General features: G+C 57.6%; 25 protein-coding genes. 12 read left to right on the plus strand and 13 right to left on the minus strand.

Annotated features, from left to right (window positions below):
- Positions 1-134: 134 nt before the first annotated feature.
- The 3 genes from queG to EST62_RS01690 all read left to right on the plus strand — a co-directional run bounded on the left by queG (position 135) and on the right by EST62_RS01690 (position 3,299).
- Positions 135-1,067 carry a tRNA epoxyqueuosine(34) reductase QueG gene (gene queG, locus EST62_RS01680; protein WP_129050377.1) on the plus strand — a complete coding sequence of 311 codons (933 nt, stop codon included), beginning with the start codon at positions 135-137 and terminating at the stop codon, positions 1,065-1,067.
- A 203-nt stretch (positions 1,068-1,270) separates the two neighbouring features.
- A complete protein-coding gene (locus EST62_RS01685; protein WP_167599112.1) occupies positions 1,271-1,756 on the plus strand; it encodes a DUF456 domain-containing protein in 486 nt (161 codons plus the stop codon).
- Between the two features lie 892 nt (positions 1,757-2,648).
- Positions 2,649-3,299 carry a PEP-CTERM sorting domain-containing protein gene (locus tag EST62_RS01690; protein WP_167599113.1) on the plus strand — a complete coding sequence of 217 codons (651 nt, stop codon included), beginning with the start codon at positions 2,649-2,651 and terminating at the stop codon, positions 3,297-3,299.
- Positions 3,300-3,469: 170 nt separating this feature from the next.
- Here EST62_RS01690 and EST62_RS01695 read toward each other — a convergent pair whose 3' ends face one another.
- Positions 3,470-4,288, minus strand: coding sequence for a TIGR00282 family metallophosphoesterase (locus EST62_RS01695; protein WP_129050380.1), 819 nt, complete (start codon positions 4,286-4,288; stop codon positions 3,470-3,472).
- A 218-nt stretch (positions 4,289-4,506) separates the two neighbouring features.
- On the opposite strand from EST62_RS01695, the gene EST62_RS01700 reads away from it, so the two are divergent.
- Together EST62_RS01700 and EST62_RS01705 are read left to right on the plus strand one after the other, a co-directional pair.
- Positions 4,507-5,415 (plus strand): pirin family protein, encoded by a 909-nt coding sequence (locus tag EST62_RS01700; RefSeq protein WP_129050381.1) that lies wholly within the window; start codon positions 4,507-4,509, stop codon positions 5,413-5,415.
- Positions 5,416-5,503: 88 nt separating this feature from the next.
- A complete protein-coding gene (locus EST62_RS01705) occupies positions 5,504-6,157 on the plus strand; it encodes a murein L,D-transpeptidase catalytic domain family protein (RefSeq protein WP_371414667.1) in 654 nt (217 codons plus the stop codon).
- Between the two features lie 57 nt (positions 6,158-6,214).
- Here the strand turns inward: EST62_RS01705 and EST62_RS01710 are convergent, their stop codons facing one another.
- The 7 genes from EST62_RS01710 to EST62_RS01740 all read right to left on the minus strand — a co-directional run bounded on the left by EST62_RS01710 (position 6,215) and on the right by EST62_RS01740 (position 14,257).
- Entirely contained in the window at positions 6,215-8,440 is a 2,226-nt protein-coding gene (locus EST62_RS01710) for an NADP-dependent isocitrate dehydrogenase (RefSeq protein ID WP_129050382.1), read from the minus strand.
- 320 nt (positions 8,441-8,760) lie between these two features.
- Entirely contained in the window at positions 8,761-9,642 is an 882-nt protein-coding gene (locus EST62_RS01715) for an enoyl-ACP reductase (RefSeq protein ID WP_129050383.1), read from the minus strand.
- A 215-nt stretch (positions 9,643-9,857) separates the two neighbouring features.
- Positions 9,858-11,159 carry an ArsA family ATPase gene (locus tag EST62_RS01720; protein ID WP_129050384.1) on the minus strand — a complete coding sequence of 434 codons (1,302 nt, stop codon included), beginning with the start codon at positions 11,157-11,159 and terminating at the stop codon, positions 9,858-9,860.
- 237 nt (positions 11,160-11,396) lie between these two features.
- Positions 11,397-11,813 carry a hypothetical protein gene (locus EST62_RS01725; RefSeq protein ID WP_245153393.1) on the minus strand — a complete coding sequence of 139 codons (417 nt, stop codon included), beginning with the start codon at positions 11,811-11,813 and terminating at the stop codon, positions 11,397-11,399.
- Positions 11,814-12,022: 209 nt separating this feature from the next.
- Complete coding sequence (gene aat / locus EST62_RS01730; protein ID WP_129050385.1) at positions 12,023-12,607, minus strand: leucyl/phenylalanyl-tRNA--protein transferase; 585 nt, start codon at positions 12,605-12,607, stop codon at positions 12,023-12,025.
- 7 nt (positions 12,608-12,614) lie between these two features.
- Positions 12,615-13,211, minus strand: a complete 597-nt coding sequence (locus EST62_RS01735; protein WP_167599114.1) for a nitroreductase family protein — start codon at positions 13,209-13,211, stop codon at positions 12,615-12,617.
- Positions 13,208-14,257 carry a glycosyltransferase family protein gene (locus EST62_RS01740; protein ID WP_129050386.1) on the minus strand — a complete coding sequence of 350 codons (1,050 nt, stop codon included), beginning with the start codon at positions 14,255-14,257 and terminating at the stop codon, positions 13,208-13,210. The genes EST62_RS01735 and EST62_RS01740 overlap by 4 nt, the downstream gene beginning before the upstream one ends.
- 242 nt (positions 14,258-14,499) lie before the next feature.
- On the opposite strand from EST62_RS01740, the gene EST62_RS01745 reads away from it, so the two are divergent.
- On the plus strand, positions 14,500-15,381 hold the full coding sequence (locus EST62_RS01745; protein WP_129050387.1) for a site-specific DNA-methyltransferase: 882 nt from the start codon (positions 14,500-14,502) through the stop codon (positions 15,379-15,381).
- Positions 15,341-16,081 carry a PmeII family type II restriction endonuclease gene (locus tag EST62_RS01750; RefSeq protein WP_129050388.1) on the plus strand — a complete coding sequence of 247 codons (741 nt, stop codon included), beginning with the start codon at positions 15,341-15,343 and terminating at the stop codon, positions 16,079-16,081. The genes EST62_RS01745 and EST62_RS01750 overlap by 41 nt, the downstream gene beginning before the upstream one ends.
- A 64-nt stretch (positions 16,082-16,145) precedes the next feature.
- Here the strand turns inward: EST62_RS01750 and EST62_RS01755 are convergent, their stop codons facing one another.
- A complete protein-coding gene (locus tag EST62_RS01755; protein ID WP_129050389.1) occupies positions 16,146-18,392 on the minus strand; it encodes an ATP-dependent helicase in 2,247 nt (748 codons plus the stop codon).
- A gap of 147 nt (positions 18,393-18,539) precedes the next feature.
- Complete coding sequence (locus EST62_RS01760; protein WP_129050390.1) at positions 18,540-19,616, minus strand: tetratricopeptide repeat protein; 1,077 nt, start codon at positions 19,614-19,616, stop codon at positions 18,540-18,542.
- A 217-nt stretch (positions 19,617-19,833) separates the two neighbouring features.
- On the opposite strand from EST62_RS01760, the gene EST62_RS01765 reads away from it, so the two are divergent.
- Both EST62_RS01765 and EST62_RS01770 read left to right on the plus strand, forming a co-directional pair.
- Positions 19,834-20,055, plus strand: a complete 222-nt coding sequence (locus tag EST62_RS01765; RefSeq protein ID WP_129050391.1) for a type II toxin-antitoxin system HicB family antitoxin — start codon at positions 19,834-19,836, stop codon at positions 20,053-20,055.
- Positions 20,048-20,266: a type II toxin-antitoxin system HicA family toxin gene (locus EST62_RS01770; RefSeq protein WP_129050392.1), complete on the plus strand. Its 219-nt coding sequence runs from the start codon at positions 20,048-20,050 to the stop codon at positions 20,264-20,266. Before EST62_RS01765 ends, EST62_RS01770 begins: the two co-directional genes overlap by 8 nt.
- Positions 20,267-20,298: 32 nt before the next feature.
- Here EST62_RS01770 and EST62_RS01775 read toward each other — a convergent pair whose 3' ends face one another.
- Entirely contained in the window at positions 20,299-20,634 is a 336-nt protein-coding gene (locus EST62_RS01775) for a 4a-hydroxytetrahydrobiopterin dehydratase (RefSeq protein WP_129050393.1), read from the minus strand.
- A gap of 243 nt (positions 20,635-20,877) precedes the next feature.
- Here EST62_RS01775 and EST62_RS01785 point away from each other — a divergent pair, with 243 nt between their 5' ends.
- The 3 genes from EST62_RS01785 to dxs all read left to right on the plus strand — a co-directional run bounded on the left by EST62_RS01785 (position 20,878) and on the right by dxs (position 25,054).
- A complete protein-coding gene (locus EST62_RS01785; RefSeq protein ID WP_167599115.1) occupies positions 20,878-22,329 on the plus strand; it encodes an alpha-amylase family glycosyl hydrolase in 1,452 nt (483 codons plus the stop codon).
- Positions 22,330-22,376: 47 nt separating this feature from the next.
- Positions 22,377-22,802: a secondary thiamine-phosphate synthase enzyme YjbQ gene (locus tag EST62_RS01790; RefSeq protein WP_129050394.1), complete on the plus strand. Its 426-nt coding sequence runs from the start codon at positions 22,377-22,379 to the stop codon at positions 22,800-22,802.
- A gap of 317 nt (positions 22,803-23,119) precedes the next feature.
- Positions 23,120-25,054 (plus strand): 1-deoxy-D-xylulose-5-phosphate synthase, encoded by a 1,935-nt coding sequence (gene dxs, locus EST62_RS01795; RefSeq protein WP_129050395.1) that lies wholly within the window; start codon positions 23,120-23,122, stop codon positions 25,052-25,054.
- A 150-nt stretch (positions 25,055-25,204) separates the two neighbouring features.
- Here the strand turns inward: dxs and EST62_RS01800 are convergent, their stop codons facing one another.
- Together EST62_RS01800 and pgsA are read right to left on the minus strand one after the other, a co-directional pair.
- Entirely contained in the window at positions 25,205-25,681 is a 477-nt protein-coding gene (locus tag EST62_RS01800; protein ID WP_129050396.1) for a phosphatidylglycerophosphatase A, read from the minus strand.
- A gap of 4 nt (positions 25,682-25,685) precedes the next feature.
- Entirely contained in the window at positions 25,686-26,282 is a 597-nt protein-coding gene (gene pgsA, locus EST62_RS01805) for a CDP-diacylglycerol--glycerol-3-phosphate 3-phosphatidyltransferase (RefSeq protein ID WP_129050397.1), read from the minus strand.
- Between the last annotated feature and the right edge of the window lie 240 nt (positions 26,283-26,522).

Genomic DNA, 26,522 nt, shown 5'->3' on the forward strand with positions numbered 1-26,522 from the left:
GATACATTATGACTTTTATGAATATATGTGCTCAATTATTACACTTTTATCTTTAACGAAGCAGAGCTTCGGGGAATATATCCCATAGAGATTTAAGAAGAAAAGAAAGTTATCGCAACCGATACTGATTCGAGATGTCTGAAACGCGACCAACCATAAAAGAAGCGATCCGGCAGAAAGCCCTCGATCTCGGCTTCTGCGCCGCCGGATTCGCCGCCGCCGGGCCGCTTGCCGGGGCAATAGAGGAGTACCGCGCGATGATCGACGAGGGGCGGCACGGCGAGATGGGCTACCTCGAAACCGGCCTCGAAGTGCGCGCCAACCCGGAGCTGCTTTTGGCGGGCGTCAAGAGCGTCCTCTCCGTCGCCCTGCCGTGGCCAGCGCCCGCAAAGCCCGGCGCGATCTCCGGTTACGCCGTCATTCCTGACTACCACCGCATCGTTGGCGAATTGCTCAACGAGCTGCTCGATTTCATCCGCTTGATCTGCGACCATCCAGTCAACGGACGAGTCTGCGTGGACAGCTTGCCCGTGCTCGAAACGGGCTGGGCCGAAGCCGCCGGAATCGGGTGCACCGGCAAGAATTCGCTCGTCATCGTGCCCGGCCACGGCTCACGCATCTTCCTCGGCGAACTGCTGCTCGACCTCGAACTCGACCCCGACCAGCCGCTCGACTGGAACCCCTGCGGCGACTGCACCGCCTGCCTCGATGCCTGCCCCACCGGAGCGCTCGCCGCCCCCGGCAAACTCGACGCCCGGCGCTGCATTTCATATTTGACGATAGAGCTGAAACGGGAGTTCACGGACGAAGAAGCCGCGATGCCGGAAGGCTGGCTCTACGGCTGCGACCACTGCCTCGACGCCTGCCCGCACAACGCCAATAAAGTGACAGCTTTCCCCGGCTTCGAGCAAAAAGAGGAACTCGCCACCCTGTCCGCCGAAAAAGCCCTCGAACTCACCAATTCACAATTCCGCAAACTCTTTGCCGAAACCCCCGCCCTCCGCCTCGGCCTCCGCCGGCTCAAGCGAAATGCAAAAGCAGTGTTGGGAAAAACGAACAAACCATGAATACCGTTTTTATCCCTGTTGACCTTGCAGTCCTTTATGTCCCTGAAGTCCTTGTTATTAATCCGGCAACAAAAAATCGCAATCTTCTCTAAAAAAAGAGATTGGGCTAAAGCCCCTATTTATTTTGCTTTATCCATAAACCCCGGACTAAAGTCCGGGGCAATTATTTAAGAATTTTAATGGCCGAAGTGAATAATACAATTATGGAAACCACCACCCTCCTCTGGATCGTCTCCGCCCTCCTGCTCATCACCGGCTTCGCAGGCCTCCTCTTGCCCGCCCTGCCGGGAGTGTTGCTGATCTTCGCGGGCCTCGTCTTCGCCGCCTGGGCGGAAGGCTTCGCCTACATCGGCTGGGGAACGCTCACCATTCTCGGCGTACTCACCGTGGCGGCATACATCATCGATTTCCTCGCCGGACTCCTCGGCGCAAAGCGTTTTGGCGCAGGCAAATACGGCATCATCGGCGCAGCAATCGGCACCGTCGTCGGTCTCGTTTTTGGCCTGCCCGGCATCATCATCGGCCCCTTCATCGGAGCCGTCCTCGGCGAACTCTACGCCCAGAAAGACCTCCAATCCGCCAGCACCGCCGGCTTCGGAGTCTGGATCGGCATGGCGATCGGCATCGCCGCCCGAATAGCCGTTGCTTTTGTTATGGTTGGAGTTTTTCTGCTGGCGCGGTTTGTGTGAGAGAAACAGATAACGAAAAACCGCCAATCTGAACTTGCTATCTTTTCATGGACAGGTCGAGAAGCCATACCTTATCGAAAAAGGAGAAAACGAGTATAGCGCAACAACCATCACGCCGTCAGCAGAGCAGACAGTTCAAGATCGATGCTATCGAGCTGAGTCTGAACGGCGACAAAAGCATCAGAGAAATCGCCAATAATCCAGAGCGTGAGCGGGCAAAGGCAATTGCTAACTGACAATGCCGTAACCGGGGCTGTGTTCAAAACGCTGAAAACCGGGTTACAACCGCAAGCTTCGGCTTCTTGAAGTGCCCGCTTTTTTGTTGCAGGTTCACGCCGGCAAACCTGGACATACCAATTGTCGAGTCCTCCTTTACCCCCGCTGATAGTACCCGTCCGTTAATCCCCCATCCATATACCGCCAAGCGTCAGTACATATAAAAACAATATATATCGAGCGACGAAAAAATCGGCCTGGATGCACATACCACTGCATCAGGCTGGATGATCCACGGCTGCCCCGCCCGCCAAAAGAGTCTGAAAAGAAACGTCTCCAGCCCCGGTAAATCCGGACAAAACAACCGAAAAAACCCAGCCTGCGCATAGTTCTACAGGGCAGCAGCTAAGTGCCGGTCTCGATCATCTCGATGGTCATGATCTGCGACAGATGCTTACGGTTCATTTTACCCGTTGCCAGAGACCAGCCTTCTTTATAGGAGCGATAAATAATACGTATTAAATAGCTGCTTATAAACAGGATATGATGTACAAACAGCTATTTGAATTCAAAAAATAAATAATTATTATATGCGAGTAACACTAAATTAAAGTATAATTATATATATTAACTACGCAAAAAATAATCACAAAACTTCCGGGGAGAGGAAATCATTTTGAAAGTCAAAGCATTACTCATCGGCTGCCTGTTAGCCGCTTTGGGAGCGACAAAAGCAGATGCTGCATTGGTCGTACTCAGCGCAACTGATATTACCAATGACCAAAATATTTCGGCATCAAATGTCACTTTTGGGAGTGGCTTGAAAATAGATAATGCCTCGGGAATTTACAGCGCCCATCACTGGACTTCAGCAACGTCAATTGATAGCAGCGATTATATCTCCTTCACCTTTGATGCGAACACTGGTTACGAGATTGACCTCGCCAGCTTTGACTTCAATGCCGAGATAGACAAAAATGGCCCAAAATCCCTCGTGATCGAATACAGTGTCGGGGGAAACACATTTCAATCCGTCGGTTCAGTTATACCCACAAGCACAACCGCGACAGATTATTCCATAGCGCTCAACAGCTCAGAGTTTCAGAACCTGACCGATCCTGTGGAGTTTCGTATTTATGGCTATAACGCCGGTAATCCTGGCGGTAAATTAAGCATCAATGACTATTCATTCACCGGCTCTGTCAGCGAAGCTGGCAGTACCGGTGCGGTTCCCGAACCCCAGTCTCTGGCGCTTATTGGCGTTGGTTCGTTGCTGATGACAGGCTATCTGCGACGTGTGCGCAGAGTGGCCGATACCGTAGCATAACGGCAAGAAAAAACCGCCCGAAAAAGAAGTTGCCTGGAGCAATTCCTCAACACCCCCGCAGAAAAAAAGCTGCGGGGGTGTTTGTTTTTGTATAAAAATATAGATGATTGATATACAATTTCGGGGCAAGGGGTATTCTTTCGCGAGCCGGAGCACTCAGGCAAAAGCGCTCACCCCCGCGCTGAGGTCTCGAACTCCGGATAGAAAATCCTCTCGATCCCCACGGCCTTGCCGGTCTCCACATCCAGCGTGAGCAGGACGGCTGAGAGATGCACGTCGTCGGTGGCGCATTCGTATTTATGCGGGGTCTGGTAGAGCATCCGGTCAACGGCTGATTTGACCTGCATTCCGATCACCGACAGGTGCGGGCCGGTCATGCCGACATCGGTCAGGTAGGCCGTGCCTTTCGGGAAGATGCGTTCGTCGGCGGTCTGTACGTGGGTGTGCGTACCGATCACTGCCGACACCCGGCCATCGAGGTACCACGCCAGCGCGAGCTTTTCGGCAGTCGCTTCGGCATGGAAATCGACCACAACCAGCGACGACTGCTCTTTGGTCTGCTTGATGACCCAGTCCGCCGTGCGGAACGGGCAGTCGATCGGGTACATGAAGGTGCGCCCTTGCAGGTTAAGGACGGTGATGTTGCCGAGGCCGCGCGGCAGTTTATAGACGCCGTGACCCTTGCCGTAGGTGCCCTTCGGGTAGTTCTGGGGCCGAAGCACGCGCTCGTGCGTTTTGAGCGTCTCGAAGAAATTGAAGTTGTTCCAGGTGTGATTGCCGCCCGTCACCACATCGACCCCCGCTTCGAGCATCTGGTTCAGCGCTTCGAGACTCATCCCCTTGCCGTTGTGGGCGTTCTCGCCGTTGCAGATAACGAAATCGACCTCATATTTCGAGATGAATCCCTTGAGCATCCGGCTGACGATTTGCAGGCCGGAGTTTCCGACGACGTCGCCGATGAAGAGAATATTGGCGGTTTTTGCTGACATACGGGTTCCCTTGGTAAATCTGTTGTTTTCATTCATTTGTTGGCGTGAAATTACACATTAACCGCCATTTTGAACAGTCCTATTTCGATCATCCGTCGAAAATTCATCGCTACCCCGAAGATGCTCGCCGGGGTTGCCGGATATGAACTTAATGGCCACGGCTGATCGTTCCTTATCTCTCCGCGCAGCTTCGCAAATCCAGAACAGGAGCGAATACCATGACTATTCAGAGAACCATCAGCAAGGTGTTCAGAAGCAAGCCGGTCATCGAAGGCGCCGGGGTGCGGCTCAAACGAGCCTTCGGCTTCAGCCAGGTTCCGCTGTTCGACCCGTTCCTGCTGCTTGACGATTTCCGTTCAGAAGACCCTGAGGACTATCGCAAGGGGTTCCCCTGGCACCCGCATCGCGGTATCGAAACCATCACCTACATGCTCGAAGGCCAGGTGGAGCACGGCGACAGCCTGGGCAACCGGGGCGTGATCCGGCCGGGCGGATTGCAGTGGATGACCGCTGGCAGCGGCATCATCCATCAGGAGATGCCGGAGGGCGACCGGCACAAAAGAATGGGCGGATTCCAGCTCTGGGCGAACCTGCCCGCATCACAGAAGATGACCAAGCCGCGGTATCGCGACATTACCGATTCACAGGTGCCGAAGCTGAAGCTCGACAGTGGCGTCTCGATCTCGGTCTTCAGCGGCAGGATCGGAGAGACGGTCGGCCCGGTTGACGACATCGCGATCGACCCGGAATATCTCGATATCACCGTTCCGCCATCGACCTCCTTCACCCATCCGGTCACGCGGGGGCGCACGGCGCTCGCCTACGTCATCGGGGGCAAGGGAATCTTCTGCCATGCCGACGAACCGTTCTCCCATGATACGGAAGGGGTCAACTATTTCGACATGGAGCCTGAACGATATCAAGATAATGAAACCCTCATTCTGTTCAGCGATGGAGACAGCGTGACGGTAAGCACGGAAACCGATCCGGTCCGGTTTCTGTTCATCTCGGGCAAACCGCTCAACGAACCAGTCGCATGGTATGGCCCGATCGTCATGAACACCCGCGAAGAGTTGCGCATCGCCTTCGAGGAGTTCCAGAACGGTACATTCATCAAAGAGCCCTGAGCGGAACGGCGTTTTGTCGAATCGACGAGGCGGGCTATTTTGAACGGCACTCCACACCGGGAGATCCATCAACTCCATATCCACATTCGTGAATCCTGATAAGAGAGCGGCCCGCACGGCAGGCGTACTGCCTCTGCTTCTGTTTCTCCTGCTGAACCTCGGAATGATCGCTCTCTTGCTCGATTCCGGGTATGTTTCAGTTGAGGCGACAAAAGAGGCGTTTGCCGCCATGCGGGAATACCTTCGCCGGAACCACGCAAGCGCACCACCCCGGGCGCTTGCGGTCATCGACTACAGCCAACCTTCGTACGTAAAGCGCATGGCGATCATCGACCTGAAAACCGGTCGCCAATCGTTCTATCGGGTCGCCCACGGCAAAAACTCCGGCGAGCTTTTCGCCCGGCGATTCTCCGACGTCCCGGAGTCGAACATGAGCAGCCTCGGGCTGTTCCGCGTCGGCAAGCGATACTCCGGCGATCACGGCCTCGCGCTCCGGCTCGACGGCCTCGATTCGCTCCGCAACGGCAACGCCGCCAAGCGCGACATCGTGCTGCACAAGGCCGGGTACGTCTCGATTCCCTTCATCCTGCTGAACATCGTGACCGGCTATGGCCCGATGATCGGCAGAAGCAACGGCTGCTTTGTCGTCTCGAAAAGCGACATCGTCGAGGTGGTCGAAAAGCTGGCCGACGGCGGGTTCATCTATGCGTGGGCAACACCGGACGATAACTCCCGGAAATAAAAAAAGCCCGGCGATGAACCGGGCTTCGTGTGTTACGATGTGCTGTCTGGCGACAAATCACATGGCGTTGATGATCGCGTTGAGCGTGCCGCTGGGGCGCATGGCGCGAGTGGTCTTTTCGTCGTCGGGCTGGTAGTAGCCGCCCATGTCGATCGGGCTACCCTGCGCGGCGATCAGCTCGGCGTTGATCAGCTCCTCTTTCTCGGCGAGCGCACTGGCGACACCGGCGAAACGGGCTTTCATCTCGGCGTCGGCGTCCTGACCAGTCAGCGCTTCGGCCCAGTAGAGGGCGAGGTAGAAGTGGCTGCCGCGGTTGTCGATCTGGCCGACTTTGCGGGCGGGCGACTTCTGGTTGTCGAGGAACTTGCCGATCGCCTGGTCGAGCGTGTCGGCCAGCACCTGCGCCTTCGGGTTGCCAAAGCTCTGCGAAAGGTGCTCCAGCGAAGCGGCCAGAGCCGAAAACTCGCCGAGCGAATCCCAGCGGAGGTAGCCCTCTTTCTGGAACTGCTGCACGTGCTTGGGGGCCGAACCGCCCGCGCCGGTTTCGAACAGGCCGCCACCGTTGAGCAGCGGAACGATGGAGAGCATCTTGGCGCTGGTGCCGAGCTCGATGATCGGGAACAGGTCGGTCAGGTAGTCGCGAAGCACGTTGCCGGTCACCGAAATGGTGTCCTCTCCGGCGCGGAAGCGGCCAAGGGTGAAGCGCATCGCTTCGACCGGAGCCATGATCCTGATGTCGAGGCCGGTGGTGTCGAGCTGCTTGAGGTACTCTTCGACCTTCGAGATGATCTGGCTGTCGTGAGCGCGGTTGCTGTCGAGCCAGAAGATGGCCGGCGCGCCGGTAGCTCTGGCGCGGCGAACGGCCAGGCCGACCCAGTCGCGGATCGGAGCGTCCTTGGCCTGGCACATGCGGAAAATATCGCCGGTCTCGACCTTCTGCGACATGAGCACCTCGCCGCTTGCATCGACCACGCGGATCACGCCGTCGCCGGGGGCCATGAAGGTCTTGTCGTGCGAGCCGTACTCTTCAGCCTTCTGGGCCATGAGGCCGACGTTCGGCACGCTGCCGATGGCCGAAGGATTGAATGCGCCGTTCTTGCGGCAGTCGTCCACGATTTCGCCGTACATGGTAGCGTAGCAACGGTCGGGAATCACGGCCTTGCAGTCGTGAAGCTGGCCATCCGGCCCCCACATCTTGCCGCCATCGCGCACGACGACCGGCATGGAGGCGTCGATGATAATGTCGTTCGGTACGTGCAGGTTGGTGATGCCCTTGTCGGAATCGACCATCGCCAGCTCCGGACGGGTTTTATAGACGGCCATGATGTCGGCCTCGATCTCCGAGCGCTTCTCTTCGGGCAGGGTCTGGATTTTGGCATAGAGGTCGCCAAGGCCGTTGTTCAGGTTCACGCCAAGCTCGGCAAGCAGAGCGGCATGTTTGTCGAGCGCATCCTTGTAGAACACCGACACGGCGTGGCCGAACATCACCGGATCGGAGATCTTCATCATGGTGGCCTTCAGGTGCAGCGACAGCAGTACGCCCTGCGATTTGGCCTCTTCGATCTGGGCGGCGAAGAACTCGCGGAGCTTGCGCACGTTCATAACCGACGTGTCGATCACCTCGCCAGCGAGCAGCGCGGTTTTTTCTTTGAGCACACTCACCTCGTTGGCGCCATCGACATATTCGATGCGGACGGTAGTGGCTGCGGGCACGGTCACGGACTGCTCGCTGCCGTAGAAGTCACCATCGTTCATGTGCGAAACGTGGGCTTTGGAGTCAACGCTCCAGGCAGCCATGCGGTGCGGATGCTTCTGGGCATAGGCCTTGACCGAGAGCGGAGCGCGACGGTCGGAGTTGCCCTCGCGAAGCACCGGGTTGACGGCGCTGCCAAGCACCTTGGCGTAGCGGGCCTGAATCGCTTTCTCTTCGTCATTCGACGGAGCTTCGGGATAGTCCGGCACGTTGTAGCCATGCCCCTGAAGCTCCTTGATGGCGGCTTTCAACTGCGGAATCGAAGCGCTGATGTTCGGCAACTTGATGATGTTGGCTTCCGGGGTGAGCGCGAGTTCGCCAAGCTGGGCGAGGTAGTCGGGAATCCTCTGGCCTTCGGTCAGATTCTCCGGGAAGTTGGCGATGATCCTGCCAGCCAGGGAGATGTCCCTGGTCTCGACCTCGACGCCGGTTCCACGGGTAAAGGCCTGGATGATCGGAAGCAGCGAGTAGGTCGCCAGTGCCGGCGCCTCGTCGATCTTGGTGTAGATGATGGTCGATTTGCTTGCCATATCGTTGCTTTAAAGGTATGTGGTTATTAAATGACTGCTACGGTAAAAAAAACCTGAACCCCCGATCAGGAGTCGCACTACCCCCTGTCAGTACAAAAACTGCCGTGTATGCTCCCGGAAAAGAAGCCGGGATTGACAACTTCGCTCTATAAATGCACTCGTCGTGCCTGAAAAAAAGCCTGCTTCCATTCGGGGCAGTTCGCCCCGGAAAGGGGGTAGCCTGCCTTAAGGCCCTGGTCAACAAGGCCTGGTTGACTGAATGAGTATGGAAGAAATGATGGAAAACGGAAGACCGGCGGAAACCGGCGCTCCCTCAAAGATCACCTGGACGGATGACGCTCGTCGAGACCAACCCTCTCGGCAAGCTCCTTGTCATGAAGCACTTCATGAGCGAGCTTTATCATGGGGATAGTCGCGCCCATGGAGCTGTAGCCGCCGTCATGAAACAGGTTCTGCATGGTCACCTTGCGCGTCAGATCGCTCAGAAGCGTCATGGTGTATTCGGCGCACTCCTCGGCGCTCGCATTGCCGAGCGGAGACATCAGTTCGCCGTAATCGTACATTTTCTCGAAACCGGGAATGCCGCTGCCGGCTTTCGTGTAGGTCGGACTCTGCGAAATGGTATTGATCCGGATGCCGCGCGTCGCCAGCCTCGGGCCGAAGCTGCGGGCGATCGATTCAAGCAGCGACTTGGCGTCGCCCATGTCGGAGTAGGTCCAGTAGTTGCGCTGCGAAGCGATGTATGAAAGCGCGAGAATGCTGCCGCCGTCGTTGATGGCCTCGTTCTTGAGCGCGTAAGCCACCAGCCTGTGAAACGAAATGCCCGAAACATCGAGCGTCCTCATGAACCACTCGTAGTTCAGCTCCTCGTATGGAACCTGCTTGCGGATATTCTGGGACATGCCGATCGAGTGCACGATGAAGTCAACCGGACCCATCTTCTCCTTGAGTTCCCTGAAGGTGTTCTCGACATCCTCGTTCCGGGACGCATCGCAGACGAGAATCGGGGCGTTACCGCAAAGCTCGGACAGCTCCTGGAGATTGCCGAAGCGAATGGCCGTCGCAACATTTGAAAGCGCGATTTCCGCACCTTCCCGGTAGGCATGAAGCGCGATCTGCCAGCCAATGCTGCTTTCATCGAGCGGGCCGAAAACAATTCCTTTCTTCCCTTTCAAAAGACCATAGTGCGCTTTCTCGGGCATGATACAATCTGATTCTATTCAGAAAATAAGGGTAGCGGATACCCCTTTGATGATCGTTCAAAGCAGTCAAGATACAAGTTTCCGGTGAATTGTTAAACAGTTACCGGTAAATTTTATACCCTGCTGGAAATGCGGTGCGGCAAACGCGACGCGCTGACTTCGGTCACGCCACTCGCTTCACCGGCATCGGCAACGCGAGTGGCGCCGCGTCAACGTCAGATTTTCAGGCGGCGCATCGAGCGCAGCTTGTCGAGCACGTTCTTGTTGACGTTCAGCTCCATCTCCTCCTTATCGACCTTGACCTCCTTGAAGATCACCCGCAGCAGGTTATCCTCCCTGACAAAGCGATCCATGTCGAGGCTGTAGAGCGCCCTCGGCAACGTGATGTTGCGCTGGGCGCGATCGACGGTGACGATGATGTCGGTGCCCATGCGCTCAACCGAAACATCCTCGGCATCCTTGAGAAACGGAATTCTGATGCAGAGCACTTCGCGAAGATCGGAGGTCGCCTGGTTCTTCTTGCTCTCGATCCAGAAGTTCTTGCCCGAATAAAAGGTCTTGTCGGGAGCCTCCTGGCCGAAAACGATCTGGCTGATACTGTAGAGCGCGTCGGCGCCAATCGGCTCGGTGCGCTGGAGGTGGCATCGGAAGACCGGCGTTGGGTAGAAGGAGTTGTCGATCTCCATCAGGTATTTACTGTGCAGGTCGGCCCAGAACTCGAAATACTCGCCCACGGTGCGCGAGGTCGGCAGAATCTTGTTGATGAAAATGCCGTCGATGTTGATGCCGTAGAGGTGCACGAAGGTGTAGGCGCGCTTGGTTTCGAGAATCGAGAGCTTCTCCGGGTTCAGCACCAGCCGGAAGGTGACCTCCGGGCTGAGGATGAACTCGTTGATGTCCTCCATCTGCTTGAGCAGCACGTTGACCTCGTTGAAGAAGTCGTCGTCGGGAATGTTGTTGCCGGAGAGCGGACGGGCCAGGGACGACATGCTCTTGTAGAGCTTGAAGAACTGCTTGCCCATGTTGCCGCCGATGATGATTTCGGGGTAGGCGAGCAGACGCAGGGTGTTGCCGGTCGGCGAGGTGTCGAGCACAATGGCGTCCCAGCGTCCGGACTGCGACTCGTCAAGCAGGCGCGAGAGCGCGAAGATTTCGTCGAGACCGGGCTGCGTGGTCAGCTCCGAGGCCATGCCGCTGTCGATGCCCTGATTCTTGTACGACGAGGAGACGAACTTCTGGAAGCCCGACATGTTCTTTTTCAGCTCGTAAATCGTATCGACTTCGAGACCATAGAGATTCTGCTCGATCTTCAGCGGCTCGTTGCGACCAATCTGCACGTCGAACACATCGGAGAGCGAGTGGGCCGGGTCGGAGGACATGATGAGCACACGCTTGCCCTGCCGCGCGAGGGCGACCGCCGTGGAGGAGGAGATGGTGGTTTTGCCCGTTCCCCCCTTGCCGGAATAGATGATAATCCTCGGCTGAGACTGTTTTTCAGATAAATCTCTCGACGACATGCGGCACACTCCTTTGATACGACCCGAAAAATGATCCCGATTAAAACGAAAGGTGAAGTTAGCACTTTTAGCGCAACATTTTCAAAAGATCGTCAAGTCATTATTCTATAAAAAGATAAGCAATAGCAAGACGAGACAGAAAGGTTCGTTTCAAAAAAAAGAGGCTGTCTCGAAGATCACAACGAGACAGCCTCCTGTGTCTTGCTTCAGGAAGGAGCGTATTTTTCGATTCACCGCTCAATGCACCCCGATCTTGCTGATCTTCCTTATGACGGCATTGCCATTCAACGGTTTGTAAATCAGCACCATCGCCGGATACCAGTCCGTGCCGGGATAGACCACTCTTGCATTGCAGAAAAATTCGTAGTTCATGCCTGCAACCACCTGTTTTCTGACAACGAGAGGTTCATAACCCACCCCGGCAAGACCAGCCATGGTCTCCTTGAATACTGCCCGATCCGGGGATAACAGCATTTCAAACTTCGACCAGCCACCCGGTTTTGCAACCTCCTTGGCAACCATCTTCGCGGATGCCGGACTGGTTACCGCCTTTTTCGAAACTGCTGGTGATGAATCCGCAGCAAACGATGCGCTACTGAAAAAAACACTCATCGCAAGCACGATAACGAGAGCTGGAACAAATCTCTGTTTCATTGCGGTCTGCCTTTGTTTTTGGTTAATAAACCCTTACGTCCCATCCGGTTCAAAAGCACCGATTCGCCCTGGCGCGCGTTGTAAAACACCGCGTGATCGAATGTTGAGTGGCGGCTGCGCTTCGGGAAGTTGTCGAGAAGAGAAAATCAGGCCCGAATACCCCTCCGTTTTCTGCAAAAGAAAAAAGTAGCTCTTTTCCGCTTTGTTTTTCAGAGAAATGAAATCTTTTTCCCAAGCGCCAGTTCGAGACGGGCCATGTAGTCGTCGTGGGGAATTTCAATCGCGCCGAGGCGTTCGAGATGGGGGTTCATGATCTGGGCGTCGAGCAGGAGATAGCCCTTCCGCCGGAGATGGGCCGCCAGCCAGGCGAACGCGACTTTCGAGGCGTTGGGACGAACAAAAAACATCGACTCGCCGAAAAAGGCCCCGCCCATCGCGATGCCGTACAGCCCTCCGGCAAGCTTACCGTTCTCCCAGCTCTCGACGCTGTGCGCCAGGCCGAGACGATACAGCTTGAGGAACACCTCGATGATCTCCTCGGAGAGCCAGGTCTCCTGTTCGGTCGCGCGCGGCAGCGAGCAGGAGCGGATCACCCGCTCGAAGGCCGAGTCGATCTTGATGGTGAAACGCTCTTCGCCGATGGCGTGGCGGAGACTCCGCGACGGGCGGAAAAGGTCGAGCGGCACCACGGCTCGCTGGTAGGGCTGGCACCAGCTCACCGTCCCCTCGCGGGAGTCGGCCATCGGAAAAAAGCCGTGCCGGTAGGCGCGCAGAATATCCTCGACTTTTATCATGCTCCGCTTACCTGCGTTCACCAAGTTGCTCCGCCGTTACGAGCAATTCATCGACCCGCCGCTTCGGCACGTGGTGGATGCCGTGCTTGTCGCGCCAGTAGCGGACGCTGCCGCCCGGCTTGATCTGGTCGATCACCACCGTCTCGGCGGGCTTGCCGAGCGCGAGCACCAGCAGCACCGTCCAGGCGTCGGGAATGCCAAGCTCGCCCGCGAGCCGCTCGCGGTCGATGGCGGCGACGATGCAGCCGCCCAGCTCCTTTTCAGCCGCGCCAAGCAGAATGGTCTGCGCCGCGATACCGCTGTCGCAAGCCGCGTCCGCCGCATCCTCATTGCGGCACAGCACGACGAGACCGGCGACCGGACGCTCGCCCGGCTCCGGCCCCGGCCACTCCGCCAGATACCCGGCCCACTTCAGGCACGGGAAAACCTTGTCGAGCATCTCGCCGCCCGTGACCGGCAGAAAGCGCAACGACTGCCGGTTGGCCGCCGACGGCGTGTAACACGCCAACTCCGCCAGCTCGCGGAGCGTTCCGTCGCTCACCGCGACGCCCTCGTCGAAACGCCGGATGCTGCGGCTCCGGGTCACCAGCTCCCTGAACTTCATGCTTTCGACTCCTCGCGACAGTGATCCTTCCAGGCGGCATCGGTGAAAACGCGCAGGTCGCTCCACCGGCCCGAAGCGATCCACTCGGCGATGTAATCGACCGTCCTGGAGTAGTTGAGCGGCTTACCCGGCGGCATATCGAGCCACTCCCTGAGCACATCGCCATCGAGCGTGTGCATCGACATGCCGTGACCAAGCTGCACCATCGCCAGCGCGTTGGACTCCTGCTCGATCTGCCCGTCGAGCGGCCTGAGCAGCATCTTCTTGCCGAGGTGCAGCGCCTCGCCCGGCAGCTCGAAGCCCGCATTGCAGACCACGCCGGAGCACTCCATAAGGTCGCGCAGGAACCCCTCCCGCGAGTAACCGCGAAACGACAGATGCCCCTCGTCACGATCCTCCGTCACCTTGCCGTAAATGAAAAAGCGGTAAGCGTCGAAAGGCGTCAGGAATGCCGAAATATCTTCAACCTCCTCGAAAGGCAGATAAACCAGAATCTTCCGCGGATCCTCCGCTGGCCGGGCGGCGCGATAGAGCGTTTCGGGAATGACCGGCGGAAAGATCGGCTGGTTGAAGTGATCCCAATGCAACCCGGCGTTGTAACGGGCCGGAGCGAAGTTGAGCAGGGTATAGCGCTCGAACAGGCTGCCCCGCGCAATGGGAATGTGAAACGGAAAGGCGTACTGATGACCGAACCCAATGCTTACGATTCCCTTGAGCCGCGCGGCCATTGAAGTGACCGGCTCGAAGTCGGTGATCACCAGATCGACACAGGAGGTATCGAGCGAAAGAACATCAGCCCAGAGACTGACGAAATCGAGCTGGAACATGGTCTCGATATAATTCATTTTTCCCCGGCGCGTCACCAGGGTGAACCCCTTGAGCACCGTGTAAGGCGCGAACACCTCGATCTCGCGCAGCTCCTCCTCCTTCCTGCCGCTGATAATCACCTCGACCTCGTGCCCATCCTCCTTGAGCTTCCTGACCAGCTCCCTGCTTCTGCTGATGTGGCCGTTCCCTGTTCCCTGAACGCCGAAAAGGATCTTCATGCACTGCGTTGTTTAATACCTTCCACCGAACATCCCGTTGCCTGCCATAGCCCCGGAGGCGGATGTCAAGGTCTTAATATTACAATTATTACGGAAATATAGAACAGCTCGGCAATGCCGTAACGCAGTTGCAGCAAAGATCGGTCGCCGGTGCGAGAGAAGCGGGGAAAAGTGTTAGTTTACAAAGGCGCGGCCCGAAAGCCCGCGATGCCCGAAAGCAATCTTTTTCACGTTTTTTTTCGATGGAAATCAAGACCGACATTCTTCTCGGCGACTGCAAGAAAGTTCTGAAAACGCTGCCAGATGAATCGGTGGATCTGGTCTTCACCTCGCCGCCCTATGCCGACCAGCGAAAAAAAACCTACGGCGGCATCCATCCCGACCAGTACGTCGAGTGGTTCCTGCCGATAGCCGCAGAGCTGAAACGGGTGCTCAAGCCCAGCGGAACCTTTGTGCTCAACATCAAGGAGAAGGTGGTCAACGGCGAGCGCAGCACCTACGTGATGGAGTTGATCCTCGAAATGCGGCGTCAGCAGGGGTGGCTCTGGACCGAGGAGTTCATCTGGCACAAGAAAAACTGCTACCCCGGCAAATGGCCCAACCGCTTCCGGGATTCGTGGGAGCGGCTCATCCAGTTCAACAAGGAGCGGCACTTCTCGATGTACCAGGAGGCGGTGATGGTGCCGATGGGCGACTGGTCGAAAACGCGCCTCAAGAATCTCAGCGAAACGGACAAGACCCGCGACGAATCGAAAGTCGGCAGTGGTTTCGGAAAGAACATCTCCAACTGGCTCCGGCGCGACATGGCTTACCCCGCCAACGTGCTGCACCTGGCCACCGAGTGCAACAACAAAAACCACAGCGCAGCCTTCCCGGAGGGATTGCCGGAGTGGTTCATCAAACTCTTCACCAAAGAGGGCGACACAGTGCTCGACCCCTTCATGGGTTCAGGAACCACCAACGCCGTCGCCCAGCGGATGAAACGCCACTCCATCGGCATCGAAATCATGCCGGAGTATTGCGAGATGGTTGAACAGGAACTCAGGCCGGTAGAACTCTATCTGCTTGAAAAAAAGGACAGTTATGCCCCAACTGAACCTCAGCGACGTATCGACTTACGTTGAAAACAACATTGGCGTTTTTCACCAGAAAAGAATCGCCAGCCTCGACAGCTTGCGCCTCTCGACGGTGCTGAAACGGAAAAACCCGTACCTGTTCAAGGCCAAGTACATGCAAACTGCCGAACAGATTGTGCGGGGACTGGTCGATGCTCACATCTCCTCGAACGAAGAGACCGTTTTCGGAGACTGGCTCGAAGGCTTGGCCATCTTCATCAATGAAAAAGTTTTCGGCGGCTGGAAATCGGGCATTCCTGGCATCGATCTCGAATTCGACCGGGATGGCTGCCGCTACATCGTGAGTATCAAATCCGGCCCGAACTGGGGCAACAGCGGCCAGATTAAAAAAATGACCGACAATTTCCGATCTGCGAAAAAAACGCTACGCACCAGCAATTCCGGAATACAGGTAATCGCAGTGAATGGCTGCTGTTACGGGCGAGACAGAAATCCGGACAAAGGCGACTATTTCAAATATTGCGGGCAGGATTTCTGGGCGTTCATCTCAGGGGATACCGAACTCTACACGGAAATCATCGAGCCACTCGGCCACAATGCGCGTGAAAAAAATGAAGCGTTCCAAGAGTCCTACGCGCAGATGCTCAACCGGTTTACACTGGAGTTTGGCAATGAGTATTGCAGCGAACACGGAGCGATAGACTGGGCAAAGCTCGTGCGCTTCAATTCAGCAGCAGGCCGAACATAGCCTGAGTGGACGCGGTGGACAAGAAATGAACAGCGCCGAAGCTTCGGCGCGTTAGCTGCTGTCTTCACCCCACCACTTTCAGATTGGCGTACTGCACCATCAGCGTTTTTTCTCCGGCGTTGCGGAAGTTGATCTTCACCTTCTGCTTCGCGCCAGCGCCTTGCACTTCGAGCACCACGCCGGGGCCGAAGATGGCGTGTTGCACTTTCGTGCCGACGCGGTACGCGCTTTTGGCCGCTCCGGTGGGGCGCGCCGCTCCGGCGGGCTTGACGGTCGGCACGTTGGCTGACGGGCGGCCTGGCTGCGGCCTGAGCGATGAGCCGAAGACCGGACGTCCGGCCATGGCTGTTGCGGCAACTTTCTGCGGGCTTTCGGAGAGCTTGCGGCCCCCTTCGGTGACGATGATGTCGGGGTCGATTTCGTTGATGAAGGTCGAGCGCAAACACATCTGCGGCTGGCCGTACATGTAGCGGCTCTGCGCCCACGAGAGGAAGAGCTTTTCGCGGGCGCGGGTGATCGCCACGTAAAAGAGCCGCCGCTCCTCCTCCACCTCGCTCGGCTCGTAGCTGTTGAGCGGAAAGAGCTTCTCCTCCATGCCGGTGACGAACACTACCGGAAACTCCAGCCCTTTGGCGGCATGTACCGTCATGAGCGAGACGTAATTGTCCGACTCCTGCGTTTCGTCGTAGTCCGAGGCGAGCGAGATGGTCGAGAGGAAGTCGCCGAGCGAGGCCGACGAAGGGTTGTGGTCGGCGAAGTCCCGCGTCATGGAGAGCAGCTCTTGCAGGTTCTCGTGCCGGGCGAGCGACTCCGGCGTATTCTCCTCCTTGAGCAGCGAGAGCAGGCCGGTCGTGTCGTAGAGCATCGAGAGCACGTCGTAGGCCGTGCTCGCTTCGGCCTGCTGGCGCATCGCCTCGATGAGGCTCGCGAACTGCGCAAGCGCACGGGCGAGCCGCGCCTGGAATCCACCTTCGCCCGCACGCTTCACCGCGTCGTAGAGCGAAATATTCTGCTCCTCGGCGAACTCCTTCAACTTGTTGATGCTCACGTCGCCGATTTTGCGCGGCGGGAAGTTGATGACCCGCAGGAGCGACTCGCTGTCGCGGTCGTTCAGGACGAGCCGCATGTAGGCCACGGCGTCCTTGATCTCCTTGCGCTTGTAGAACGAGACGCTGCCGAAAATTTTGTAGGGAATGCGATTCTGGCGCATCACGTCCTCGATCACCCGCGACTGGGCGTTGGTGCGGTAGAAGATCGCGAAGGCGCGGTACTCGGCCCCGTTGGCGAGGCGAATCGAGCGGATGCTGTCGCCCACCTTTTCGGCCTCGCGCCGCTCGTTGTACGCCTCGATGAGCGTGATCGGCTCGCCCGTGCCGGCGTTGGCCACCAGCTCCTTTTTGATCTGGCGCTGGTTGCGGCTGATGACGTTGTTGGCCGCCTGCAAAATCGTCTTGGTGCTGCGGTAGTTATCGACCAGCTTGAAGAGCTGCGCGTCGCCGTAATCGTCGTTGAAGTTGAGCATATTGGAGATGTCCGCCCCGCGCCACGAGTAGATCGACTGCGCGTCGTCGCCCACGACGAAAATATTGCGGTGTTTGGCGGCGATCATCTTCGCCACGAGGTACTGCACCCGGTTGGTGTCCTGGTACTCGTCGATGAGCAGGTAGCGGAAGTACTCCTGCAATTGTTCGAGGACGGGCGGATGCTCGGTGAACAGTTCGATGGGCTTGATGAGCAGGTCGTCGAAGTCGAGCGCGTTGTTCTCGCGCAGCCGCTGCACGTAGCGCTCATAGACCAGCGCAATTTTCTGGTACTGGTCGTCGATGGCTTTGCGGTGGAACTCCGGCGGGAGGATGAAGTTGTTCTTCGACTTGCTGATGGCGGAGTGCACCAGGTTCACCGGCAGCGTTTCTGGCGAGAGGTTCAGCTCCTTCATGCACTGCTTGACGAGGCTCTTGCTGTCGTCGGCATCGAAGATCGAGAAGTTGCGGTCGTAGCCGATCAGATGGATGTAGCTGCGCAAAAGCCGCGCGAACACCGAGTGGAACGTGCCGATCCAGAGGCTGGAGGCGCTGCCCTGTTCGAGGATGCCGTCGATGCGGTGGCGCATCTCGCCCGCCGCCTTGTTGGTAAACGTCAGTGCGAGAATGTTTTGCGGCGAAACCCGTTGGTTGCGGATGAGGTGCGCGATGCGGAAGGTGATGACTCGCGTCTTGCCCGAACCCGCGCCCGCAAGCACCATCACGGGGCCTTCGGTAGCGAGGACGGCCTGGCGCTGGACGTCGTTGAGTTCCCGGAGAAAATCTGTCAAAGCTGCTCAAAATAAAAGGTTAGCGACCCGCGCTCCCGAAGGGGGATGGGAGGGCCGTCACAAAGCTCAGAAGAATTTCGCACATCCCGGCACGAATTACAAATGCGGGATTGGGTTGAGGGGGATTTGAAGGGCGGGGAGGATGGGTTAGCGCTTTTGCGATGATTGGAGTTGCTCGGTGATGCGCTTGATATTTCTTTCAGCGATCTGGAGCTGAATCCGCGCACCGATGCGTTTAAAAATCTCACGAGCCTGCTGCATAGACCGCAAAGCATCATCCAGCTTGCCTTGTTTCTCGTAAACAACGCCGATGTTGCAGAGGGCTGCTGCCTCGCCCAACGGGTTGCCGATCTTCCTGTCGATTTCAAGCGACTCCCGATACGATTGCAGCGCGGCTTCCAGCTTCCCTTGATTACGATACACAATACCGATGTTGCCGAGGGTTTGTGCCTCACCCAAAGAGTTGCCGATCTTCCTGTCGATTTCAAGCGACTGCTGATGCGATTGCAGCGCGGCTTCCAGCTTGCCTTGTTGACAGTACACAATACCGATATTGCCAAGAGCGTTTGCCTCGCCCAACGGGTTGCCGATCTTCCTGTCGATTTCCAGCGACTCCTGATGCGATTGCAGCGCGGCTTCCAGCTTGCCTTGATCTTGGTAAACGAGACCGATGCCGCCAAGAAAATTGCCTTCAAACGCTTCATCACCTTTTTTCCGTGCCAGTTGCAACCCGGCAAGATATGCTTGTTCGGCTTTCGGATAGTTTGAAATGTAATACCATGAAATACCGGCGTTCAGGTAGGCCGACATCGTTGGCAGCAGGTCGATCGATTTCTGGTAACTCTTTGCCGCATCCTCATATGAGCCGGGCTTGAAATCCGCTTCAGCCGCATCGAAAAAGCGCTTCGCCTTTGCTTTCAGCTCTGCGGCTGCATCCTCCAGCTCCCTGTCGAAACCCGATGCCGTCGCCTTCTGGAAAGCCTCTCCTTTTGGGCCTTGCGCCGTCTCGAATGCGGGTGGAACATCTTTTGTGATATTTACGACCAGAACGACGGCAAGCGAGAGCACCGTCGTAAAAAGAAGAGAAACCCGTTTTCCTTCAAGCTTCCGCAAAAAAGGGAATCGCTGGTGCTCGACGGTCGTAAAGCTCAACCCAAGCAGCAGGCCCGCGATGGCTGCCACGAAGGTGAACAGGTGCCCGAGCACGATGAGCGCGACGTTCATGAGGTGAGTGAATTCGTCGGGTTTGCAGAGGCGAAAGGCTACTCTCAAAGTATCATCGAATACCCATCAAAACAACAGCCGTCAAATCCCCCCCTAAATCTTTTGCAATTTCCTTGCTACATTGCTTCTCAAAGGCAACTCGCCGGATAACCAGTCAGCCTCGACCAATGCCATTACGCTGAGAAATCGATGATAACCCCATAAAAAAGAAACAGTTATGACCAGGCAATTAACCGCGATCATTGAAAAGGAAGGCGACGGGTATGTGGCGCTTTGCCCGGAGGTCGATGTGGCGAGTCAGGGCGGGACTGTGGACGAAGCGCGAGCCAATCTGAAAGAGGCTCTGGAGCTGTTCTTTGAAACGGCATCGCCGGAAGAGATCAAGACTCGCGTTCATGACGAAGTCTATGTCACGCATGTGGAGGTGGCTGTTGGGTAAGCTGAAGGTACTGTCGGGCCAGGAGGTCTGCCAGATTCTGCACCGGCATGGTTTCCTTGAAGTGAGAAGAAAAGGCAGCCATGTTATCATGCAGAAGCAGATACCCGGAAGCACCATCACCGTGCCGGTTCCAGATCACAAGGAACTCAAAACCGGTACGCTGCTCTCCATCATCCGGCAGTCCGCAGTCCAGCGCTCCGAGTTCGAGTGAAGTAAAAATCGCAACCATCCTCCCCCCAATCCTCAATCCAGCTTTTCGGTCTTCGACGCCATGATAACATCGTTCAGATGGATGCCGCCGATGGCGTGCGTCCACCAGGAAACGGTCACTTTGCCCCATTCGGTCAACAGCGCCGGGTGGTGCCCCTCGGATTCGGCGAGCTGGCCAACTTTGACGGTGAAGTCGAGCGCCGTCTGGAAATCCTTGAAAGTGAAAACCCTGACCAACTTCGGGGTTCCCGAATCATCGACCACGCGCCACTCCGGAAGGGAGGAGAGTTGGCGCTGAAGCTCATCCGGAGCCATCGGAGCTGCCGCACCTTCGCAAGGCACGCAATGCTTGTTTTCGAGCTGTGTCATAATGTGTTCTCCCGTCTTGAGTTCAATGGAACAGGCCCGGTATCAATGACCAAAAAAATCACCGGAGTACCGCCCTGCCGTTCAGTTATTCAACAGCACCATCCATCCCGGAGTTGCACGCGGCTCATTTCCGGAAACCCGAAAACCTCAACCCGCCCCCAATCTTTTCTTATTTCCTTGCTATATTAGGCATCCAAAATTTCCGGCCTCGACACTGGCCGCCTCCGCTCAACAGGTACAGGCATGTTTCCACTTGTTTATGAAATCAATACGAGAGTCTGGCTGAGAGAGATTTCGGCGAGGCTTGGTCATCCTGTCACCCTCAACGACGTGCCCAGGGAGGAGTTGCAGATTCTCCTCGACGGCAAGTTCACCCATCTCTGGCTCATGGGCGTGTGGAGGCCAAGCCGCTTCAGCGCGGCCATTGCGGCGTCGCACCAGGGACTCCGGCCAGAGTTGCTCGATCACCTCAAGGATCTGCAACCCGAAGACATCGTCAGTTCGCCCTACTCCATCCCCGCCTACGAGGTCAGCGAAACCATCGGCGGCCACGACGCGCTCGTGGCGTTCCGCAAGCGCCTTGCCGGCATGGGCATCAAGCTGATGCTCGACTTCGTGCCGAACCACATGGCGCTCGACAACCGCTGGCTGCCGGAGCATCCCGAATTTTTCGTCACGGTATCGAGGCACGAGCAGTGCCATGATCCCTCCTCCTGCTTCGAGTACACCAGAGGCAAATACCTGGCGCACGGCAAAGACCCGTACTTCCCGCCATGGAGCGACACCTTGCAGATTAACTACGCCAATCCGGCCACGCACGAGATGATGATCCACAATCTTTCGCACATCAGCGACCTGTGCGATGGCGTAAGATGTGATGTAGCCATGCTGATTCTGAAGGATGTGTTCAACACCACGTGGGAAAATCTGGCCGGAAAAATGACCGAGGAGTTCTGGCCGAAAGCGATCCAGGCGATCCGGAAGAAGCATCCGGAGTTCCTCTTTCTGGCCGAATCGTACTGGAACCGCGAGTGGGAGTTGCAGCAGATGGGGTTCGATTTTACCTACGACAAGCCGTTTTACGACTATCTCGGCGCGTCGCCGGTCAATGTGCCGAAGCTCAAAGGCCACCTTCTCGCCGACTGGGAGTACCAGAAAAAACTGTGCCGGTTCATCGAAAACCACGACGAGGTTCGCGCCTCGGAACGCTTCGGCCCGAACCACGCCGTCGCGGCCTTGGTGATGCTCACCTCGCCCGGCATGAACCTGCTGCACCAGGGACAACTGCTTGGCCTGAAGAAAAAAATCCCCGTGCAGCTCATCCGCCACTCAAAAGAGCCGTCGCACCGCGCGCTCCTGCACCTGTACCTCCAGCTTTTTGAATTCCATCGCGAAGCAGTGTTTCAGGAGGGCCGTACCGAGTGGCTCGAACTGAACACCAACGGCCAGTCGCTCTGTTTCGGCTACTGCCGTACGATTCCGGGCGTTTACGCCTTCATTCTGGCCAACTTCTCGGCGACCGGCATCGACACGCACTTCAGCCATCCGGCGCTCGTCGGCCTCGACCTGTTGACGATCACGGCCTTTTCGACCCGTTTCCCGGAGCATCCGCATGAACGCCAGCTCGACGACTCGACCGTGAGCATCCGCCTTGCGCCCCACGAAGGGGTGCTGCTCATAGCAAAGCCTGGCTGACGCGGCCCGACCGGCGTGTATCACATCCCATTTCCGAACGCTCATCCATGAACTACCGTACCACCACCATCGCCTGCCAGACCACGCGCCCGATCGACATCATCGACATCACCACCGATGTTCGCGCGGCGCTCGAAGAGTCCGGCCTGCAGCAGGGCACGGTCACGCTGCTCAGCCGCCACACCACCGCCTGCCTCAACATCAACGAGCGCGAGGAGCGGCTCATGCAGGACATGACCACCTGGCTCAAGCGCTTCATCCCCAAAGATGGCGACTGGCTGCACAACCTCGAAACGATTGATGGCCGCGACAACGCCCACTCGCACCTGCTGGGACTTTTCATGAACAGCTCCGAAACGATTCCGTTCTCCGAGGGCCAGCTCATGCTCGGCCAGTGGCAGTCGATCTTCTTCATCGAACTCGACGGCCCCCGCCCGAAGCGCGAGGTGCTGGTGCACATCCAGGGTGAATAATCGGGATCGGAATCGGGTTCGATATGGACAATCATTTCGATCATGCGTGAAATGATGCAATGTCTTTGCAGGGGTAACCCTTGCGGTTACCCTGTTACGGATGAACCCGAAACCGTGTTGATAGCCGGGCATCCCAACCAGTCGGGATGCCCCTGCGGAAAAATTTATCACGAACCGCCCCCCCCCCGATCCGGATTCCGATTTCGATGAAGAGCGATAACCTCATATAATCAGCTACTCCCGCCCGGAACCGTGGGCTGATACAGGAGGTTAGAAGAACACAAGTATTTTCACCTGAACATCACCCCCCTGAAGCCATGGCAGACCTCGTCTCGACTCCGCCCACCGTGCCGCAGGCCTATCCGCTGCTTTCGTCCATCCACTCCCCCGCCGACCTCAAGAAGCTGAGTCTGCACGAACTCGAACAGGTGGCTGCGGAGTGCCGGAAAAAGGTGATCGAGCTGGTTTCGCAGAACGGTGGGCATTTCGGTTCGAGCCTCGGCGTCGTCGAGCTGACCGTGGCGCTGCACTACGTCTATAACAGCCCGACCGACCGGATCGTCTGGGATGTGGGTCATCAGGCCTACGTGCACAAAATCCTCACCGGACGGCTCGCGCAGATGGAGACCAACCGCCGCTACCACGGCCTGGCGGGCTTCCCGAAGCGCAGCGAAAGTCCTCACGACGCCTTCGACACGGGCCACGCTTCGACCTCGATCTCGGCGGCGGCGGGCATGGCGGCGGCGCGAGACCTGGCCGGGCGGAAGGAGAAGGTGGTGGCGATCATCGGCGACGGCAGCCTCACCGGCGGCATGGCCTTCGAGGCGATGAACCATCTGGGCGACACCAAGTCCGACGTTCTGGTCATTCTCAACGATAACCAGATGGCGATCTCGCCAAGCACCGGCGGGCTGAAAAACTACCTGGTCAACCTCACCCTGAACAAGACCTACAACCGGCTGCGGAAGTTCGTGTGGGACAGTATCTCCTTGCTGAACAACGATCTCGGCGAAACGGCCAAGCAGGCGGTGCTCCGCATCGAGGACGGCATCAAGGCCGCCTTAACGCCCGGCGCGTACTTCGAGGCGCTCGGTTTCCGCTACTTCGGCCCCATCGACGGCCACAACATGGAGCAGCTCACCAAGGCGTTGCGTGAAATGCGGCAACTCCACCACCCGAAGCTCCTGCACGTCATCACGACGAAAGGCAAGGGATTCAAGCCCGCCGAGGACAACCAGCCCAAGTGGCACGCCAGCGCGGGCGGCTTCGACATCGAGACCGGCAAAAACATCAACGCCCCCGGCAAGCCCGCCAAGCCGAAGTATCAGGAGGTGTTCGGCGAAGCGCTGGTGGAGCTGGCGCTGAAAGACCCCACCATCACGGCAATCACGGCAGCCATGCCGAGCGGCACCTCGCTCGACCTGTTCCAGCAAGCCATTCCGTCGCGCTTCTTTGACGTGGGCATCGCCGAGCAACATGCCGTCACCTTCGCGGCGGGAATGGCTTGCGGCGGCTTCAAACCGGTGTTCGCGATCTACTCGACCTTTTTACAGCGCGCTTACGACCAGCTCATCCACGACGTCGCGCTGCAAAACCTGCACGTAATTTTCGCCATCGACCGTGCGGGCCTCGTCGGCGAGGATGGCCCGACCCATCACGGAGCGTTCGACCTGTCGTACCTGAACGCCGTGCCGAACCTCGTAGTCATGGCTCCGGGCGACGAGCAGGAGCTGCGCGACATGCTCTACACAGCGCTCTACGAGGTGAAGGGGCCGGTCGCCATCCGCTACCCGCGAGGCAGCGGCAGCGGCGTGACGTTGCACAAGGAGTTCACGCCGGTTCCGGTCGGCAAAGGACGGATCTTGCGGGATGGCAAATCGGTCGCGCTGCTCGGCATCGGCACAATGTCACAACGGGCGCTCGAAACCGCCGCGCTGCTCGAAGCGGCGGGCCTCGATCCGCTGGTATGCGACATGCGCTTCCTCAAGCCGCTCGACACGGAGATGATCGACATGGCCGTCGAGAGATGCTCGCACATCGTCACCATCGAGGAGAACAGCATCATCGGCGGCTTCGGCAGCAGCGTGACGAGCTACCTGAGCCACGCCCACCCCGGCGTGAAGTGCATGTCGTTCGGCCTCCCGGACGACTTCGTCACCCACGGCAGCATGGCCGAACTCTACCGCGAAGTCGGCCTCGACGCCGGAACACTGGCAAGCAAAATTCTGGAGTTTTACGGGAACAAGGGGTGAACCGAGATGGGTGAATCGTTCCAGATCAGATCGTTCGGTCTGATCGTTCTGAGGCATAATGGTGACTCTTCTGTAGGGGCGACCCTTGCGGTTGCCCTTTTCCGATACGCTGCGGCATTACCGAAAAAGGGCGAACACACAGGTTCGCCCCTACAGCGCCACGCCGAACGGCAGCAGCGGCAACGCGAGCAACACGAGGCGTAGCGAGAGGTTGGCGAAAATACCCGCCAGCACGTCGTCGGCCATGATGCCCCAGCCACCGGGAAGGCGTTGCGCCCAATCGACCGGCCCCGGTTTGAGTACGTCGAAAAGCCGGAAGAGGATGAAGGCCAGCAGCACCGTGAGCGGCGAAAACGGGATGAAGAGCAGCGAAATCCACTGACCCGCCACCTCGTCGATCACCGCCTGCGACGGATCTTCGCCATACTCCTTCTCCATCGCCCCGCTTGCCCACACGCCAATCACCGCCAAAAGCACGATCAGCAACGCGAGCAAAGGCAGTTCACGAATCGCAGGCACATACAGGTAAAGCAAGGCAGCGGCGGCGCTGGCGAAGGTGCCCGAAGCGAACGGAACGTAGCCGATGCCGAAAGCGGTTCCGAAAATTCTCGACAGCCATTTCTGCATGAGTTCAGCGCCCTCCCGCCGGGTTGCGGAGAAAAAGCGTCCGGTTGCTGACGAGGTAGGAGACGCCCGTCCAGACCGTGAAGAGCGTAATGGCGAGCATCACGTAATCGAGCCAGGGCGAATAAAGGATTTCATCCATGAGCGCCGCCGCATTCGGGCCGAAAAAGCTCTGCTCTTTCAAAAGGATGAAGAGCATGATGATGTAGGCGAAGAGGTTCTGGGCGAGGGTTTTGTACTTGGCCTCCTGGCTGGTCACGACGGGATGATCGATGTGCTCGGCCCAGACGCGCAGCCCCGTGACCAGAATGTCGCGAGCGGCCACCAGCAGCACCATCCAGAGCGCGAGGTACCCCTCCCAGACATAGAAAAGAAACGCCGTGGTGATGAGCAGCTTGTCGGCGAGAGGGTCAAGGAACGCGCCGAGCCGGGTAATCTGCCCGTACTTCCGGGCGTGGTAGCCGTCGTAAATGTCGGTCAGCGACGCGAAGGCGAACACGAAGACCCCCATCAGCTTGTACCACGCGCCGGAGTGCATGAGCAGCAGCACGAAAACCGGGACGAGAAGGATTCTCAGAATGGTAAGCTGATTGGAGAAGGTCATGTCGATGATGAAAAGCTGATAATAACTCTGGCAATGAACGGCATCAATTCTGATTAGCCCCGCGCTTGTCATTCTGAGTCCGACGCAGTCGGGCGAAGAATCCAGAATTTTTGTGACGAAGATGATTCTTCTCCCGACCACTGTCGGGACAGAGTGACAACTTCTTGTCTGGACGTTCGCAAGGGCGAAAGATACGGCATCCCGCGCTTATTTTCAACGCCTGCGGCCATGCGCGGACGC

It is taken from the genome of Chlorobaculum sp. 24CR, assembly GCF_004118635.1.
In the GTDB taxonomy this organism is placed as follows: domain Bacteria; phylum Bacteroidota; class Chlorobiia; order Chlorobiales; family Chlorobiaceae; genus Chlorobaculum.